At 58.4% G+C, this 15674-nt stretch carries 19 protein-coding genes; 12 read left to right on the top strand and 7 right to left on the bottom strand.

The window, feature by feature from the left end; all coding sequences use genetic code 11:
* Positions 1-36: 36 nt before the first annotated feature.
* A complete protein-coding gene (locus tag B3Z17_RS13205) occupies positions 37-609 on the bottom strand; it encodes an HNH endonuclease (protein WP_068301749.1) in 573 nt (190 codons plus the stop codon).
* Positions 610-934: 325 nt separating this feature from the next.
* Here B3Z17_RS13205 and B3Z17_RS13200 point away from each other — a divergent pair, with 325 nt between their 5' ends.
* Positions 935-3118 (top strand): hybrid sensor histidine kinase/response regulator, encoded by a 2184-nt coding sequence (locus B3Z17_RS13200; protein ID WP_286830210.1) that lies wholly within the window; start codon positions 935-937, stop codon positions 3116-3118.
* On the opposite strand, the gene B3Z17_RS13195 is transcribed toward B3Z17_RS13200, so the two are convergent.
* A complete protein-coding gene (locus B3Z17_RS13195) occupies positions 3115-3417 on the bottom strand; it encodes a TfoX/Sxy family DNA transformation protein (RefSeq protein WP_286830208.1) in 303 nt (100 codons plus the stop codon). The genes B3Z17_RS13200 and B3Z17_RS13195 overlap by 4 nt on opposite strands.
* A 42-nt stretch (positions 3418-3459) precedes the next feature.
* On the opposite strand from B3Z17_RS13195, the gene gluQRS reads away from it, so the two are divergent.
* Entirely contained in the window at positions 3460-4320 is an 861-nt protein-coding gene (gluQRS, locus tag B3Z17_RS13190) for a tRNA glutamyl-Q(34) synthetase GluQRS (RefSeq protein WP_286830207.1), read from the top strand.
* Here the strand turns inward: gluQRS and B3Z17_RS13185 are convergent.
* Positions 4317-4727, bottom strand: coding sequence for a hypothetical protein (locus tag B3Z17_RS13185; protein ID WP_286830206.1), 411 nt, complete (start codon positions 4725-4727; stop codon positions 4317-4319). The two genes, gluQRS and B3Z17_RS13185, sit on opposite strands and share 4 nt — an antisense overlap.
* Positions 4728-4950: 223 nt before the next feature.
* Here B3Z17_RS13185 and B3Z17_RS13180 point away from each other — a divergent pair, with 223 nt between their 5' ends.
* The 6 genes from B3Z17_RS13180 (at position 4951) to B3Z17_RS13155 (ending at position 9288) form a co-directional block, all read left to right on the top strand.
* A complete protein-coding gene (locus tag B3Z17_RS13180; RefSeq protein WP_068301739.1) occupies positions 4951-5139 on the top strand; it encodes a twin transmembrane helix small protein in 189 nt (62 codons plus the stop codon).
* A gap of 9 nt (positions 5140-5148) precedes the next feature.
* A complete protein-coding gene (locus tag B3Z17_RS13175; RefSeq protein WP_286830205.1) occupies positions 5149-5715 on the top strand; it encodes a cob(I)yrinic acid a,c-diamide adenosyltransferase in 567 nt (188 codons plus the stop codon).
* A 181-nt stretch (positions 5716-5896) separates the two neighbouring features.
* The gene (locus tag B3Z17_RS13170) at positions 5897-6643 is read left to right on the top strand and encodes an electron transfer flavoprotein subunit beta/FixA family protein (RefSeq protein WP_286830203.1); all 747 of its coding nucleotides are present in this window, start codon (positions 5897-5899) and stop codon (positions 6641-6643) included.
* Entirely contained in the window at positions 6643-7572 is a 930-nt protein-coding gene (locus tag B3Z17_RS13165; protein WP_068301723.1) for an electron transfer flavoprotein subunit alpha/FixB family protein, read from the top strand. Before B3Z17_RS13170 ends, B3Z17_RS13165 begins: the two co-directional genes overlap by 1 nt.
* Before the next feature lie 126 nt (positions 7573-7698).
* Entirely contained in the window at positions 7699-8571 is an 873-nt protein-coding gene (locus B3Z17_RS13160) for a 3-hydroxybutyryl-CoA dehydrogenase (RefSeq protein WP_068301720.1), read from the top strand.
* A gap of 78 nt (positions 8572-8649) precedes the next feature.
* Complete coding sequence (locus tag B3Z17_RS13155; protein ID WP_286830199.1) at positions 8650-9288, top strand: glutathione S-transferase family protein; 639 nt, start codon at positions 8650-8652, stop codon at positions 9286-9288.
* Here the strand turns inward: B3Z17_RS13155 and B3Z17_RS13150 are convergent, their stop codons facing one another.
* Positions 9289-10131: an FAD:protein FMN transferase gene (locus tag B3Z17_RS13150; protein ID WP_286830197.1), complete on the bottom strand. Its 843-nt coding sequence runs from the start codon at positions 10129-10131 to the stop codon at positions 9289-9291.
* A gap of 214 nt (positions 10132-10345) precedes the next feature.
* Between B3Z17_RS13150 and B3Z17_RS13145 the strand changes: the two genes are divergently transcribed.
* Positions 10346-11023 carry a glutathione S-transferase family protein gene (locus B3Z17_RS13145; protein ID WP_286830195.1) on the top strand — a complete coding sequence of 226 codons (678 nt, stop codon included), beginning with the start codon at positions 10346-10348 and terminating at the stop codon, positions 11021-11023.
* On the opposite strand, the gene B3Z17_RS13140 is transcribed toward B3Z17_RS13145, so the two are convergent.
* Both B3Z17_RS13140 and B3Z17_RS13135 read right to left on the bottom strand, forming a co-directional pair.
* Positions 11024-11620 (bottom strand): TlpA disulfide reductase family protein, encoded by a 597-nt coding sequence (locus tag B3Z17_RS13140; RefSeq protein WP_286830193.1) that lies wholly within the window; start codon positions 11618-11620, stop codon positions 11024-11026.
* An 89-nt stretch (positions 11621-11709) separates the two neighbouring features.
* Positions 11710-12300 (bottom strand): TlpA disulfide reductase family protein, encoded by a 591-nt coding sequence (locus B3Z17_RS13135; RefSeq protein WP_286830191.1) that lies wholly within the window; start codon positions 12298-12300, stop codon positions 11710-11712.
* A 128-nt stretch (positions 12301-12428) separates the two neighbouring features.
* On the opposite strand from B3Z17_RS13135, the gene argH reads away from it, so the two are divergent.
* From argH to lysA, 3 genes are read left to right on the top strand one after another with little or no spacing between them, the layout of a single operon-like run.
* Positions 12429-13796, top strand: a complete 1368-nt coding sequence (argH, locus tag B3Z17_RS13130; RefSeq protein ID WP_349680329.1) for an argininosuccinate lyase — start codon at positions 12429-12431, stop codon at positions 13794-13796.
* A gap of 10 nt (positions 13797-13806) precedes the next feature.
* Positions 13807-13917, top strand: coding sequence for an LPS translocon maturation chaperone LptM (lptM, locus tag B3Z17_RS19670; RefSeq protein ID WP_414672775.1), 111 nt, complete (start codon positions 13807-13809; stop codon positions 13915-13917).
* A 25-nt stretch (positions 13918-13942) separates the two neighbouring features.
* Positions 13943-15214, top strand: coding sequence for a diaminopimelate decarboxylase (gene lysA / locus B3Z17_RS13125; protein ID WP_286830187.1), 1272 nt, complete (start codon positions 13943-13945; stop codon positions 15212-15214).
* Here lysA and B3Z17_RS13120 read toward each other — a convergent pair.
* Positions 15154-15621 (bottom strand): response regulator, encoded by a 468-nt coding sequence (locus tag B3Z17_RS13120; RefSeq protein WP_068301696.1) that lies wholly within the window; start codon positions 15619-15621, stop codon positions 15154-15156. The two genes, lysA and B3Z17_RS13120, sit on opposite strands and share 61 nt — an antisense overlap.
* Positions 15622-15674 lie beyond the last annotated feature (53 nt).

The following is a 15674-nucleotide window of genomic DNA, read 5'->3' as shown; positions in this document are numbered from 1 at the left end:
GGGCCTGATACGAATGGAAGCGGGGGAACCCTTCGCCTAGCGTTCGAGTTCCGCGTCCCAGTAAAGAAAATCCCGCCAACTTTCGTGCAGATAGTTTGGCGGGAACTGGCGACCGTGTTCATGAAGCTCATGGGCCGTGGGCCGTATGGGCCTACGCATGGGATACATGTGCGCTTCTTCCGGTGTTCTGCCCCCCTTCCTGAGGTTGCACGGCGCGCACGCTGCCGTAATGTTGGTCCAACTGGTGCGGCCGCCCTGGCTCCTGGGGATCACATGATCAAACGTCAGCTCCTCGGTGGCGCCGCAATATTGGCAGGTGAATTCATCGCGCAGGAACAGGTTGAAGCGCGTGAAGGCCGGATACTTGGGCTGCCGCACATATTTCTTGAGCGCGATCACGCTCGGCAGCGGCATGGACATGGAGGGCGAATGCACCTCGCGGTCATAGTTCGACAGGATCGACACGCGATCCAGGAAAACGGCCTTCAGGGCCGTTTGCCAGTTCCACAGACTTAAAGGAAAGTAGCTGAGCGGCCGATAATCGGCGTTCAGCACAAGGGCCGGACAGGTGTCCGGGTTCGGCAAATGGGGCGTAAAGTTAACACCCATAGTCTATATCCCCCCGACAAGCCGGAAAGGGTACCGACGCCCACCATCGGCACCGCCCCACAAACATAAAGGCTTCAACTCCGACAGGTCATATATACAAGATACAGTGTTACACCCGGATGACAAAGCATTATGTTGTGGCCTGCACCACGGCGGACCTTGAAATCGTGTCCGGGACAACCGGCTGGGGCTAACCTTTCAGTAACATTGCCCTGTTAAACAAGTATTTGTAGTATCAGTCATCCAGGGAGACTGTAATCTCCGTACAAAAGTGTGATACCCGCACGCGCGTTCCAAGTATCCGTGCTTTCGATGGGAAGTGATGGTGACAAGAAAACTATCCGGCAAACAGTTCACAGTCTGGCTCCTGGCTGGCCTGACCGCCATTGCTGCGCTGGGGTATTTTGCCGGAAATCTTGCCGTCAAGCGGGTAGACGACCAATTCTATGCCAAGGAAACCCTGGCGGTAGAGCTGGCGAGCCAATCCGTCAGGGAAGCCCTGCGCCTGCCGGCCAGCCAGCTCTACAGCGTGGTGAATCTGGAACCCCGCATGCTGCAGGCCCTGAACAGCCGTGATGGCAACTTGAGTGAAATCGAAAACGCCTTCATCACGCTTCTCCTGCGCAATCCCAACTATGCCCAGGTGCGCTGGATTAGCGAAGACGGGATGGAAATCGTCCGTGTCGACCAAAAGCGCCCCGGGGTCGTCAGAGCCAAAGAAGCAGATGCCCTGCAGGACAAGTCAAGACGCCCCTATGTCCAGCAGGGGCTGCAACTGCAAAAAGACCAGCTTTATGTCTCGCCGCTCGACCTGAATATGGAGAATGGCGAAATCCAGATACCCTATATGCCTGTGGTCCGCATGGCGCTGCGGGCCTACGGCAATGACGGCCGCCCCCGAGGCCTGATCGTCCTGAACATCGCGGCCGGACCAATGCTAGACCAGGTCAGGAATTATTCTGCCACGGAAAATATCATGCTGTTGAATGCCGAAGGTTATTGGCTGAAATCTGCCAATCCGGCGGATGAATGGGGCTTCATGCTGGGCAACACGGCAACCATGGGCACGCGCCATCCCAGGGCATGGCAGAAGATCAACACAAGCGCCAGCGGCTATGCTGAAACCCAATCCGGCCTGTGGACATGGCAAACAATCGAGGCTTCGGAAAACCACCTGAGCGTGGCGCATAATCTGGAGCTCAAGCTGGTTGCCCAGGTTTCCCGCGAAAATCTTACGGGCGCGCGCCTTAAGGCGCTGGCACCCATCCTGATCACCATCGCGGCGACGGCAGTATTCTATGCGGTGGCACTGTACCGCCTGATGCGCGAGATGGCGAACCGACGCTATGCCGAGCAGCAGGCCAACCAGGCCAACAAAGCAAAAGGCGCATTCCTCGCCACCATGAGCCACGAAATCCGAACCCCCATGACCGGCATTCTGGGCTTTGCAGACATGCTGCTGGAAGACGACCTGGCTGACGACAGCAAGAAAAAGGTCGGTCGGATCAAAGGCGCGGCGCAAGCCCTCCTGCGTATTCTCAACGATATTCTGGACATCTCAAAGCTGGACGCCGGCAAGTTCGAGATTGAGAAAATTCCTTTCCGGCCCGACATCCTGGCCAATGAAGTGGTGCAAATGTTTTACCAGACCTGCCCGCCCGACAAGAAAGACACGCTGCAAATTACCGCCAAGGTCTCCCGCTCCTTCCCGGAGGTCGTTTGCGCGGACCCTACGCGGCTGCGGCAGGTGCTGGTCAACCTGATGGGCAATGCGGTTAAGTTTTCCGACCGGGGTTCGGTGACATTGGTCTGTGACCATAACAAAGCTAGGCGGCAGCTGGAATTCGAGATCATCGACACCGGAATCGGCATGGACGAAGACATGCTGAACCGCCTGTTCCAGGAATTTGAACAAGCCGACGCCACCACCAGCCGCAAATATCACGGCACAGGCCTGGGCCTTGCCATTTGCAAGAAGCTGGTTGAGCGCATGGGCGGTGATATTCGTGCCAGAAGCACACCCGGTATGGGCAGCGCCTTCTGGTTTTCAGTGCCCTATGATACCGCCACTACCGCAGACCTGCCGTCGGAGGAAACTAGTGCGCCAACCGTTGACGCCAACCAACTGGCCCTTTCCATTCTGGTGGCTGAGGACAATGAGATCAACCAGATGATCATCCAAAATGCGCTCAAGAAGCTGGGCCATAAGGCGACCATTGCGGAAAGCGGCAAGGAGGCCTTGCGCCTTATGGAAGAGCCCAACGACTTTGACCTGATCCTGATGGATGTGCGCATGCCGGAAATGTCCGGCCCGGAAGCCACGCGCAGGATACGAGCCCTGCCCGGCACAAAAGGCATCATCCCGATCATCGCCCTTACTGCCGATGTCATGGAAGAAAACAAATCCGCTTATTTCGAAGCTGGCATGAACGACTGTGTTGGCAAACCCATCAATCAGGCGGAGCTTGCCAGCGCCATCAACAAGGCAGCCTGTGAAATATCTATCTAACGCTGCGCGCTTCCGATCTCCGCCTTCACAGCGTCTTTGAACTCCGGCGGCAGGCGGTTGATATCCGTGTCCATCAGCCCGGCATACATGGCCCAGACAAAATTGAGGGACGCCGGGAAGCCCGCCGCCTTGATGCGCAGATAGGTATCCACAACGCCTGCGCGCTTCAGGTCCCCGACCGTATGGATATCAAGTGCATTGAGGACCGCTTTCGATTTCCCTGCCAGATAGCGAATGCTTTCCACCGGCGCGTCGTCCGCCAGATGGCTGCCGATCTGAAAGGGGGCCATATCCGTCATTTTGCCGTTTCCTTGTGTCCCGCTTCTTTCTAAAGTGCCGCCATGACGCATCCAACGCAACAGTTTGTCACGCGCTTTGCCCCCAGCCCCACCGGACGGCTGCACAAGGGGCATGCCTATTCGGCGCTGCTGGCCTACCGGCGCGCGCAGGAAGCGGGCGGGCGGTTCCTGTTGCGCATTGAAGACATTGATACAGTTCGGTGCCGAAACGAATTCGTGGACGGCATATTTGAGGACCTCACATGGCTGGGCCTTGGCTGGGAAGAACCGGTCAGGCGCCAGAGCGAGCATTTTGGTGATTACCAGAATGCGCTCGACCGCCTGAAGGCCATGGGGCTTGTGTACCCGTGCTTCTGCACACGGAAAGACATTAGCCGCGAAATCGACGCTGCCGAGAGCGCGCCGCACGGTCCCGACGGCCCCATTTATCCCGGCATCTGCCGTGGGCGCGACGATGCCAGCACCCTGCTCGCTGAGGGCACGCCACACGCCTGGCGGTTGGACCTGGCGAAAGCGCTGGCGCACATCGGCGACCCGCTGGTCTGGCAGGATGAACTCAAGGGTGAGGTGACAGCCACGCCCGAAGCACTGGGCGACGTGGTGCTGGCGCGCAAGGACACGCCCACCAGCTATCACCTGAGTGTCGTGGTGGATGATGCGCTTCAGGGCATCACCCACATCATTCGCGGCGAGGACCTTTTCCACGCCACCCATATCCACATCGTGCTGCAGAAACTGCTCGGGTACCCCGCGCCTGTCTATCACCATCACGGACTCTTGCTGGACGAGCGCGGCGAGCGTTTCGCCAAAAGGAACAAATCGGTGACCCTTGAGAGTCTGCGCGAAAGTGGTCTTGACCCAAAGGTGCTGACATCAGGCTTGATGGCAGGCGACGCACTCTAAGCCGCGGTACAACGCTCCTGGTCCAACATCAGATCGATTATTTTGTAGTTTTCCTGGTTGCCAAGCTCTAGCCGCAGCTCTGCACCCATCTCAAGCAGCGCGATGATCCCAGGGTGATCGCACAGGGGCAAACGCCCCATTGCGCGGACTTCTGCACGCAGCCTTTTCGGGCTTAACTGATCGGCACCGACTAACAGCCGCCCATACATGGTCAGGCCCTTGTGATCATAGGTCACCCGGTCAACGACAATGCGCCCATCCGCCGATGTGGCCGGAAGGATCGGCTGCACATTTTCCACCAGCCGCTTCATCTTGTTTTCCATGTCACGGTTGGCCTGATAGCCATTCATCAGCCCCGCCGCCATCAAAATGAAGCCCACAAACGCGAGCATTTTCACACCAGTCATGGCCTGATCCCCCAATCTTAACCCACTTCGCGTCCATCATACATCCAGGGTGCGCAGGAAGGGAAGAGACGCGGACAATTTTAGCGATATCCAAAAACCACCTATGATTTATGGTGCACCCACCCCACATTGGCCGAGCATTTTGCCGCACCCATTGGTCTGCTGTTGCCCCATACCCGTAGTGGTTTATAGTGGGCAAAACGCAAAAGAGAGACCAACCCTTATGTTTATCTTCCTGGTACTCGGCATGCTGTTCATGCTGTTCACCCTGTTCATCCTGTTCGCGGGCTTTGGCACCATGGCGAAAGGCGGTGACTTCAACAAGAAATATGGCAACAAGCTGATGCAAGCACGGGTAGCGGCGCAGGCGCTGGCCATCCTGTTCTTTGCCCTGTTCGCCTTCACGCTTTAGGGGCGCGGCATGGTGAAGCTGACCAAAATCTACACGCGCGGCGGCGACAAGGGCGAAACCTCGCTCACCGGCGGTGACCGTGTGGCCAAGGATAACGCCCGCATCGAAGCCTACGGCACGGTGGACGAAGCCAATTCCGTCATCGGGCTTGCGCGCCTGACCACACAAGGCCCCGCCGACCAGATGCTGGCCCGCATCCAGAATGAGCTGTTTGATCTGGGCGCTGACCTTTCAACCCCGGGCGAGGATTTCACCCCTGGCGAGATGACGCTCAGGGTGACGGACGCGCAAGTCACGCGGCTTGAGGAAGAGATCGACCGCATGAACGAACGGATGCAGCCGCTCACCAGCTTTATCCTGCCCGGTGGGTCACCGGCCAGCGCACATCTGCATCTGGCGCGTACCGTGATCAGACGGGCGGAAAGGCATGCCATCAAGGCGGCGCGGGAGGTTTCAATCAATCCGGCGGCGATAAAATATTTGAATCGTCTCTCGGACCACCTATTTGTCCTTTCAAGGCACCTCAATAAGGATGGTGCTTCGGACGTTTTGTGGGTGCCCGGCGCCACAAGGTAAACCCGATTGCCGCTACGGCGCAGCCCAAAATGCTGCACTGCATTGACTCGGGTTTTTATCTGGTTTAACGCTGTGTATCCCTAATATTTCCAAGGGTTGGGGCCTCTTTTGCCCCGACTTTGTCAACCAAGGTTCTCAGGGGCTTTGTTGCCCTGCACAAAAAACTGGGAGAAAGAACCCCATGAAGATCATGGTCCCCGTAAAACGGGTCGTCGATTATAACGTGAAGGTTCGCGTTAAATCCGACAATACGGGCGTTGAGCTCGCAAACGTTAAAATGTCCATGAACCCTTTTGACGAGATTGCTGTCGAAGAAGCAATCCGCCTGAAGGAAGCCGGCAAGGCGGAAGAGATCGTTGTGGTCTCCATCGGCCCGAAGGCGGCACAGGAAACCCTGCGCACCGGCCTCGCCATGGGCGCCGACCGCGGCATCCTGGTTGAATATGACGGCGAGACCGAACCTCTCGCGGTTGCCAAAATCCTCAAGGGCATCGTGGAAGAAGAAAACCCAAGCATCGTGCTTCTGGGCAAGCAGGCGATCGATGACGACTGCAACCAGACCGGCCAGATGCTGGCACAGCTCCTGGGCTGGCCGCAGGGCACCTTCGCTTCTGAAGTTGCTGCAGACGGCGAGAGCGTGAATGTAACGCGCGAAATCGACGGCGGTCTTGAAACCGTGAAGCTGAGCCTTCCGGCGGTCATCACCACCGACCTGCGCCTCAATGAGCCACGCTACGCGACGCTGCCGAACATCATGAAAGCAAAGCGCAAGCCGATTGATGAGAAAACACCCGGCGACTTTGGCGTTGAGATGGCACCACGCCTGACCACCATCAAGGTTGAAGAACCTCCGAAACGCGAAGCCGGCATCAAGGTTGAAAGCGTTGAGGAACTCGTGGGCAAGCTTAAAGAAAAGGGAGTAATCTAATGACCGCTCTCGTAATTGTAGAACATGATAACGCGTCGGTAAAAGACGCAACGCTTGCCACTGTCACAGCGGCCAAAGCGTTTGGTGAAGTACACGCGCTGGTCGCGGGTTCGGATTGCGGTGCAGCCGCAGACGCCGCCGCGAAAATCGACGGTGTGTCCAAAGTTCTGGTTGCCGATGATGCGGTTTACGCGCATCCGCTGGCGGAAGAACTGGCCGCAATCGTGCTATCCATCGCTGACGGCTACGACGCGATCCTGGCGCCGGCCACCACGTCGGGCAAGAACTTCCTGCCCCGCGTTGCAGCGGCCCTGGATGTTGCGCAGATCTCCGACATCATTGAAGTTGTCTCCGAAGACACCTTCAAGCGTCCGATCTATGCCGGCAACGCCATCGCGACCGTGAAATCGTCTGACGCCAAGAAGGTGATCACCGTGCGCGGCACAGCCTTCGACAAGGCGGCCGCTGAAGGTGGCTCCGCTGCTGTTGAAAGCATCGCTGCCACGCCAGCGTCCGGTGTGTCGTCCTATGTGGGGGCTGAGCTGTCGAAATCTGACCGTCCTGAACTGACGTCCGCCAAGATCATCATCTCCGGTGGCCGCGGCATGGGCTCAGGCGAGAACTTCAAGATCATCGACGCTGTGGCTGACAAGCTGGGCGCTGCCGTTGGCGCATCCCGCGCGGCTGTGGACGCCGGCTTCGTGCCGAACGATTACCAGGTCGGCCAGACCGGCAAGATCGTGGCGCCAGAGCTGTATATCGCTGTCGGTATTTCCGGCGCGATCCAGCACCTGGCTGGTATGAAGGACAGCAAGATCATCGTTGCAATCAACAAGGACGAAGAAGCCCCGATCTTCCAGGTGGCGGATTACGGCCTTGTGGCTGACCTGTTTGAAGCCGTGCCGGCGCTTGAAAAAGCCCTCGGCTAACACATTCCAAAGGGCGTGCAGCGCGTGCGACTAAAATTCGCACCAATTGCGCGCCCTTTTTTGCCCCAGTATCAAAAAATATGTTAGAAAAAGTCACGACTTAACACGTGGCAAAGAAAGAATATCATGGTTGAGAAGGTAGGGATTATTGGCGCAGGCCAGATGGGCAACGGGATCGCCCATGTCTGTGCGCTCGCGGGCATGGACGTGCTCCTGTCTGACGTGTCGATGGACCGGGCGGAAGCCGGGCTTGAGGTGATCCGCGGCAACTTGGGCCGTCAGGTGACCAAGGGCAAGATCACAGACACTGACATGGACGCCGCGATCGGACGCATCAAGCTGGCCGACACACTCGCCGCCCACAACAAGTGCGACCTGGTGATCGAAGCCGCGGTTGAGGACGAGAAGACCAAGACGACCATCTTCAAGGAACTTTGCCCGCACCTGAAGGCCGACGCGCTGGTGGCATCAAACACCAGTTCCATTGCCATCACCCGTCTCGCTGCCTCGACCGACCGGCCTGAAAAATTCATGGGCGTTCACTTCATGAACCCCGTACCTGTGATGAAGCTTGTTGAGCTGATCCCGGGCATTGCCACCAGTGAAGAAACCTTCGACCGCTTCCATGTGTTCACGGAAAAGCTGAAGAAGACCACTGTGGTGTCCGAAGACTTCCCGGCCTTCATCGTCAACCGTATCCTGATGCCGATGATCAACGAAGCCATCTATACGCTCTATGAAGGCGTGGGCAGCGTGGAAGCCATCGATGACGCCATGATGCTGGGTGCCAACCATCCGATGGGCCCGCTGACGCTCGCAGATTTCATTGGCCTCGACACCTGCCTCTCTATCATGCAGGTACTCTATGACGGCCTGGCGGACAGCAAATACCGTCCGTGTCCGCTGCTCGTTAAATATGTTGAAGCCGGCTGGCTGGGCCGCAAGACGGGCCGCGGCTTCTACGACTATCGCGGCGATATCCCGGTACCAACCCGGTAAGCGACAGCAACAGAATGAAAGATCAGGCGCTTCCCTACCGAAGCGCCTTTCTTTTAGCCTCAGACAGGACCCACGACCATGTACCGGCTTTTTTACTATCCAAAAAACGCCAGTCTGGCGCCGCATTTTGTGCTCACCCACCTTGGTGTTCCCTTTTCGCTTGAGCTGGTAGACCGCAAAGCGGACGCGCAGAAGTCAGCCGACTATCTGAAGCTTAACCCGGCGGGGCGCATTCCCACGCTTGTGGACGGCAAAACCGTGCTGTTTGAAAGCCCAGCCATCTGCCTGTATCTGGCTGAACGTCACATGGACGCTTGCCTCGCGCCAGCGCCTGGCAGCCCGCACCGGGCCAAGTTCCTGCAGTGGCTGATGTATCTGACCAACACGTTGCAGGCGGACTATATGGTCTATTGCTACCCGGAAAAGCACACGCAGGACCCGCTTGGCGCCATGGCCGTGGAGGCCGCCCACAGCGACCGTGTCGCGGCAGCCTTCAAGATTCTGGATGAAGCCCTTGAAGGCCAACCCTATCTGGTGGGCAATACCGTCACCATCTGTGACTATTTCCTCCTGATGCTGTGCATCTGGGCCGATGATATGCCCGTCCCGCCCCAAAGCTTTCCCCGCCTGGGCGCTTACCTGAAGCGCCTGTCGGCCCATAAGGTGGTCCGCCAGGTGTGCAACACGGAAGGCATCAGCCTGGCTGCCCTCGCCTGATCAGGACGCATACTCCAGCGCGTGGGCGCCTTCATTTGTCAGCATGGCAACCGATGCCCCAAGACGCGGCAGCAGCGTGGCTGCGCGCCCTGGCGCCAGCATGGCAACCTTGGTCAGGCCGTCAGCCACAGCCGCCGTGCGAGCGCGCACAATCAGCCGCAGATCCCGCCATTCCTGGCCCGCGTGCATGACGCCGGTTGCCGGGTCAAAAAGCCTTCCGCTGTTGGAGCCGCCCCCCGCCAGCGCGCCGTCTGTCAGGGCAACAGGCAACGGATGCTTACTGTTCGCCAGATGATACTGCACGCGCCATTCCTGCGGCCCGAAGGCGCGCATAACGCCGCCCACATCCACCAAGCCCCGACGCGCACCCTGTTCACTCATCGCCTGCACGGCAATATCGGCGGCAAAGCCTTTCACCAGCCCCGTGGGGTCAAACCGCATCTTGCGGCGAAAGCGCACGTAGCCCCGCTTGGAAAGATCTATATCCGTCCAGTGTGCCTGGCCATCGCTGCCGGAGGCCGCCGCGTCGAAAATACCGTCAGTGCGGAACGCCAGTTCATTTGCCACCCGCATCAGCTGCCACACGGCGTCTGATACCGCGATGGGTTTGGCCACCGGCGCGTCCCACAGGCGCATCAGCTCACTGTCGCCTGTTGTGACCGCCAGCCGCGCCTCAAGCGCGTCGGCGCACTCGAAGGCAAGCGCCTGTGCCCGCGCCGCACAGGCCTGCCTGAGGCCAACCGTGGTCAGCTTCATCACGGTCCCCAGGGCGGGCCGCGCCCGGCTTTCCTTGTGACACGTGCAGCGCCGCATCTGTTTCTCGAACCCACGTTCCATGATCATCGTGTAAAACCCCCGGTTTCATTCTTGGCTACCCCTCCTCATTATTAATAATCATTCTTAATTGCAAGAAAAGAATCATCCAAGGCTTGTCGTGGCAGCATTAATTTTTCGCAGGGGTTGCCTTAGAAACATTCGGGCGACGGCGTCGGGGGCTTGTGGTAAAGACTGCGGGACTAACCTGTTCCCCCTCAAGAAAATCAGGGAGTCACGACATATGTCAGACCTTAAAATCATTGTTGGCACCAAGACCTATTCCAGCTGGTCGCTTCGCGGATGGCTTGCCGTTCGCCATACCGGCCTTCCTTTCGAGGAAATCAAACTCCGCCTCGATACGCCGGAATTCTATGAAGCCATCAAAGACTATTCCCCTACATCCTGCGTTCCCGCCCTCTTGGACGGTGACGTGCGGGTTTGGGATTCGCTTGCCATCATCGACTATTGCGCCCGCATCGCGCCTGAGAAATTCTGGTGGCCGGAAGATAAAGCAGCCTTTGCGAACGCACGCTCTATCGTCGCTGAAATGCATAGCGGCTTCATGGGCCTTCGCGGCAACGCGCCGATGAACATGCGCGGGCGCTGGACCGGCCTTGAACTTTCAGAAGCTGTGCAGAAGGACGTGAGCCGCATCGACGCCATCTGGACTGACGCCCGAAGCCGCTTCGGTGCCGGGGGCGATTTCCTTTATGGCGCGTTCGGCGCGGCAGACATGATGTATGCCCCTGTGGCCTCCCGCTTCGAGACTTACGACATTAAGTTGAGCGATACCGCACGGGCGTACCAGCAGGCGGTGCTGAACCACCCCTATATGAAGGAATGGATCGCCGACGCTGCCACTGAGACACAGGTGGTGGAAGTGGATGAAATTCCGGCCGATGCAACAAGCCTGGGCTGATCAGAGTTCGCCCTTCTTGAGCGCATCGATCAGGGCCTTGCCTTCGTCCGACAGCCAGTCACGTGTGACGCTGGAATAGGCCCTGACTTTGCCACTGCCGTCCACCAGGAGGCTTTTCGGTTCCTTGCCGTAAAAGCGGAACATCGGGTTCGCCTTCACCTCGTTCACAATGCCATTGTGGTGGCTGCCATAGGGCTTCAAGGACGACACGCCCCAGCGCTTGAATGAATTTTCCGTGTAACTGAAGGTATTCCTGCCAATATCGATGGCCACCACCTCGAACTTGTCATCGCCCATCTGGCGCTGAAGCTCATCCAGGTCTTTCAGATAGCTGCGACAAATCAGGCAGGACCGGTCCCAGAAGGTGATCAAAAGGGTTTTGCCCTTTTTGGCCGATAGTTTTTCAACCTGCTTGTCCTGGCCATCAAACCCTGTCACGACCTGATATCCAGACAGGTCCAGACTGGCATCAAAAGCATGCATGCCTTCAAGATCGCCCGTCAGGTATCGATCCACAGGCTGTTCTTTGGCGCCGGCGCCCAAGGACACTGCCACAGCGAGCAAGCCACCGACAGTCAATGCGTTTAATCGCTTCATCTTCTCAACCCCACTGTGATTGACACTCTGTTCATGCACTCATGACACGAACTATAATGCCATAAGGAGATCAGCCTTGGAAGGGATTACTAAAGCTCGCCCTTCTTCAGCGCTGTGAAAAGGGCGATGGCTTCCGGCGTGTCCCACTTCAGGGGCCCCAGGAAATAGGCACGCACCTTGCCGTCCGCACCGACAATATAGCTGGTGGGCAGCTTGCCGTCCGCCAACTCAAGCGCGATGGCCATCGTGGGTTCGGCATAGAGGTTCAGCCCCTCCACGCCCCATTCTGCGAGCGTGTCTTTCGCCTGCAACACGCCGCCCCGGTCCACCGTGATCGCCACCACTTCGAATGTGTCATCACCGAGCTCGCGCTGCAGGTTGGCAAGCTCAGGCATCTCGGCCCGGCAGGGCGCGCACCAGCTGGCCCACAGGTTGATCAGCATGGCTTTGCCCTTCATGGCCGAAAGCTTGATGGGCGAGCCGTCTTCGCGCATGATGATATGGTCTGTCAGGCCCTTTGGTTCCTCGGGCAAGGAAAGCTTGGCCATTTCGCCTTTCAGATAAGAATTTATCGGCGCATCTGCGGGGAAGGGCGTTGTCGAAGGCAAAAACAGCCGATAAGCTGCTGCGCCCAGAAGGACGACAAGGATGACAGCAGGCAATAAGGCCTTTTTAGGCATTTTAGTCTCCAGACAGGACCGTTAACAATCGGCCAAACAATAGTCAGGCTGGTACGAAAGGCAAGACCACCGTGGATCACAAATCCGACAATAAAGACGCAGCTGAACAGCAGGCAGGCGGCCAGAGCATGTGGGGCGGACGCTTCGCTTCCGGCCCTTCGGCCATCATGCAGGAAATCAATGCTTCGATCGGATTCGACAAACGCTTTTACCGCGAAGACATCGCAGGCTCCAAGGCGCATGCCAGCATGCTGGCATCTGTCGGCGTGATCAGCCACGAGGACTGCGACGCAATTCACAAGGGCCTCGACCAGGTCGCAGGCGAGATCGAAGCCGGCAAGATGGTGTTCGACCCCGCGCTTGAAGACATCCATATGCATGTGGAATCCCGCCTGCGTGAGCTTATCGGCGACGCCGGCGCACGCCTGCACACCGGCCGGTCGCGGAACGACCAGGTGGCAACCGACTTCCGCCTCTGGACCCGCGGCGCCATCGATGCGCTGGACGGCCTGTTCAAGGGCCTTTTGGCCGCGCTGGTGGACCAGGCTGAAAAGCATGCTGACACCGTCATGCCGGGCTTCACCCATTTGCAAACCGCGCAGCCCGTCACGCTTGGTCACCATCTGATGGCCTACCATGAGATGCTGAGCCGTGACCGCGCGCGCCTCAAGGACTGCCGCGCCCGGGTAAACGAAAGCCCCCTGGGCGCCGCAGCCCTCGCCGGCACCAGCTTCCCGATCGACCGGCACATGACCGCCAAGGCGCTCGGCTTCGACCGCCCGATGGCCAATTCGCTGGATGCCGTTTCAGCGCGGGACTTCGCGCTTGAGTTTCTGAGCGTACTCTCGATCTCCGCCGTGCATCTGTCGCGCCTGGCGGATGAGATTGTGCTGTGGGCGTCAGCGGCCTTCCGCTTCCTGACGCTGTCGGATGCCTATTCGACCGGCTCATCGATCATGCCGCAAAAGCGTAACCCGGACGCCGCCGAACTGATCCGCGCCAAGGTGGGCCGCATCAGCGGCAGCATGAACGGCCTGATGATGGTCATGAAAGGCCTGCCGCTGGCTTATTCAAAAGACATGCAGGAAGACAAGGAACCCGTGTTCCAGGCCGTGGATGATTTTGAGCTGTGCTTGGCTGCCATGACCGGCATGATCGAAGACCTGAAGCCAAACACGGATGCCATGGCCGCTGCCGCAGGCCAGAGCTTCTCCACTGCCACAGACCTGGCCGACTGGCTGGTCCGCGTTCTCGGGCTACCGTTCCGCGATGCCCACCATGTAACGGGCGCGGTTGTGAAAGCGGCCGAACAATTGGGCGTGGACCTTGAGAACCTGCCCCTTGAAGCCATGCAGACCATCGAGCCGCGCATCACGTCGGACGTGTTCGACGTGTTGAGCGTGTCCGCCAGTGTCTCAAGCCGCACGTCTTTTGGCGGTACGGCGCCCGCGAATGTCAAGAAGGCGGTCAAGGCCGCCCGTAAAGCCCTCAAGTAAGGAAGCCAAGATGCGTAAACTGCTGACCATTTCCATGATCCTGCTGGCCGCCGGCAGCCTTGGGGCTTGCGGCAAGAAGGGCGATGTCAAACCGCCCGCTGGCTATTCATCATCAAACTGACCCTTCCGAGTAGATAGGTTTATCCATGGATCATTTCCATTACCGCAACGGTCAGTTGATGGCCGAAAATGTACCGCTTGAGCAGATCGCCGCACAGGTAGGCACGCCTGTGTATGTCTATTCAACGGCAACGCTGAAGCGCCACTTCCGTGTGTTTTCCGAGGCCTTTCAGGGGCTGGATGCGTTGGTGTGCTTTGCCGTCAAGGCCAACAGCAACATTGCGGTGCTGCGTGTACTTGCGAAAGCAGGCGCGGGCGCGGATGTGGTCAGTCTGGGCGAACTCAAGCGCGCGCTGAAAGCCGGCATCCCGGCCAGCAAGATTGCTTTCGCCGGTGTGGGAAAAACCAAAGCCGAGATGGCCGCCGCCCTCGAGGCCGGCATCATGCAGTTCAATGCCGAAAGCGAAGCCGAGCTTGAAACCCTGAATGACGTTGCCGCCAGCATGGACATGGTAGCGCCGGTATCCGTACGGGTGAACCCGGACGTGGACGCAAAGACCCACGCCAAGATTTCCACCGGCAAATCGGAAAACAAGTTCGGTATCGCCTGGCAGAAAGTGGACGCGGTCTATGCCCGTATTGGCGAACTTGCGAACCTCAAGGCCGTGGGCGTAGACCTGCATATCGGGTCGCAGCTGACAGACCTGGAGCCCTTCCGCCTGGCGTTTGAGCGCGTGGTTGGCCTGGTGCGCGACCTGCGCGCCAAGGGCCATGACATCCGCCACATCGACCTGGGCGGCGGCCTGGGCATCCCTTATGACCCGGACGCCGAAACCCCGCCTGCGCCCGCTGATTACGGCGCCATGATCCGCGAGGTCCTTGGGGACATGGACTGCAACATCATTCTCGAGCCCGGCCGCCTGATTGCTGGGAACGCAGGGTTGTTGCTCACTGAAATGCTCTATGAGAAGCAGGGCGAAAACCGCACTTTCTATATCCTGGACGCTGCGATGAATGATCTCAGCCGTCCCGCCATGTATGATGCTTACCACGCCATCGTGCCTGTTGCGGAACCGTCTGGTGACGAAACGCTGAAGGCTGATTTTGTCGGGCCCATCTGCGAAAGCAGCGACGTGTTCGCCAAGCAACGCAATACTGCCCCTCTCAAGGCAGGGGACCTGGTGGCGATCAAGTCAGCCGGGGCCTACGGTGCTGTGATGGCGTCAACCTACAACAGCCGCCCGCTTGTACCTGAGGTACTTGTGGACGGTGACAAGGTTGCGGTGATCAGGAAACGTCAGTCGCTGGATGAATTGCTGTCGCTGGACGAAATACCGTCCTGGCTCTCAGGCGATTGAGCTGAAATGGGGGCGCCTGCCGCCTCCATTTCCGCCTTGCGGGCGCGAGCAGCCTTCAGCGCATTGCCCACTTCAGACAGCAGTTGATCCATGGTGAAGGGTTTCGAGAGGAGCCCTTCGATCAGCAATGACAGATTGTGTGCGCGCTGGCGTTCATTGGCGTAACCGGTCATCAGGATGATCGGCACATGCGGCCTGGAGGCGCGAACTTTCAGCGCCAGCGAAATACCGTCCATCACCGGCATGGCGATGTCGGAAATCAGAAGGTCGAAATGGTGGGCATTCATCTGCTCGACAGCTTCGGCGCCATCATGGGCGGTCAGAAGGCTGTGGCCATGCATCGAAAGCACGCGACAAACAAAGTCGCGGACTGCTTCATCATCTTCAACTACCAATACCCGTGCCACGGGGACATCCTTCCTAAAAAACGGAAGACACTTAATTAATGCATCTTCACCGA

Origin of the sequence: Kordiimonas sp. UBA4487 (genome assembly GCF_002389025.1) — a bacterium.
GTDB lineage: Bacteria > Pseudomonadota > Alphaproteobacteria > Sphingomonadales > Kordiimonadaceae > Kordiimonas > Kordiimonas lacus.
Note: the sequence above shows the minus strand (reverse complement) of the source record. Positions and strands in the feature narration are given on the sequence as shown.

Bases quoted from the DNA above. Each gene is read 5' to 3' on its own strand.
- B3Z17_RS13205 (WP_068301749.1), bottom strand. From the start codon at position 609: ATGGGTGTTAACTTTACGCCCCATTTGCCGAACCCGGACACCTGTCCG.
- B3Z17_RS13195 (WP_286830208.1), bottom strand. From the start codon at position 3,417: ATGACGGATATGGCCCCCTTTCAGATCGGCAGCCATCTGGCGGACGAC.
- gluQRS (WP_286830207.1), top strand. From the start codon at position 3,460: ATGACGCATCCAACGCAACAGTTTGTCACGCGCTTTGCCCCCAGCCCC.
- B3Z17_RS13185 (WP_286830206.1), bottom strand. From the start codon at position 4,727: ATGACTGGTGTGAAAATGCTCGCGTTTGTGGGCTTCATTTTGATGGCG.
- B3Z17_RS13180 (WP_068301739.1), top strand. From the start codon at position 4,951: ATGTTTATCTTCCTGGTACTCGGCATGCTGTTCATGCTGTTCACCCTG.
- B3Z17_RS13175 (WP_286830205.1), top strand. From the start codon at position 5,149: ATGGTGAAGCTGACCAAAATCTACACGCGCGGCGGCGACAAGGGCGAA.
- B3Z17_RS13170 (WP_286830203.1), top strand. From the start codon at position 5,897: ATGAAGATCATGGTCCCCGTAAAACGGGTCGTCGATTATAACGTGAAG.
- B3Z17_RS13165 (WP_068301723.1), top strand. From the start codon at position 6,643: ATGACCGCTCTCGTAATTGTAGAACATGATAACGCGTCGGTAAAAGAC.
- B3Z17_RS13160 (WP_068301720.1), top strand. From the start codon at position 7,699: ATGGTTGAGAAGGTAGGGATTATTGGCGCAGGCCAGATGGGCAACGGG.
- B3Z17_RS13155 (WP_286830199.1), top strand. From the start codon at position 8,650: ATGTACCGGCTTTTTTACTATCCAAAAAACGCCAGTCTGGCGCCGCAT.
- B3Z17_RS13150 (WP_286830197.1), bottom strand. From the start codon at position 10,131: ATGATCATGGAACGTGGGTTCGAGAAACAGATGCGGCGCTGCACGTGT.
- B3Z17_RS13145 (WP_286830195.1), top strand. From the start codon at position 10,346: ATGTCAGACCTTAAAATCATTGTTGGCACCAAGACCTATTCCAGCTGG.
- B3Z17_RS13140 (WP_286830193.1), bottom strand. From the start codon at position 11,620: ATGAAGCGATTAAACGCATTGACTGTCGGTGGCTTGCTCGCTGTGGCA.
- B3Z17_RS13135 (WP_286830191.1), bottom strand. From the start codon at position 12,300: ATGCCTAAAAAGGCCTTATTGCCTGCTGTCATCCTTGTCGTCCTTCTG.
- argH (WP_349680329.1), top strand. From the start codon at position 12,429: ATGTGGGGCGGACGCTTCGCTTCCGGCCCTTCGGCCATCATGCAGGAA.
- lptM (WP_414672775.1), top strand. From the start codon at position 13,807: ATGCGTAAACTGCTGACCATTTCCATGATCCTGCTGGCCGCCGGCAGC.
- lysA (WP_286830187.1), top strand. From the start codon at position 13,943: ATGGATCATTTCCATTACCGCAACGGTCAGTTGATGGCCGAAAATGTA.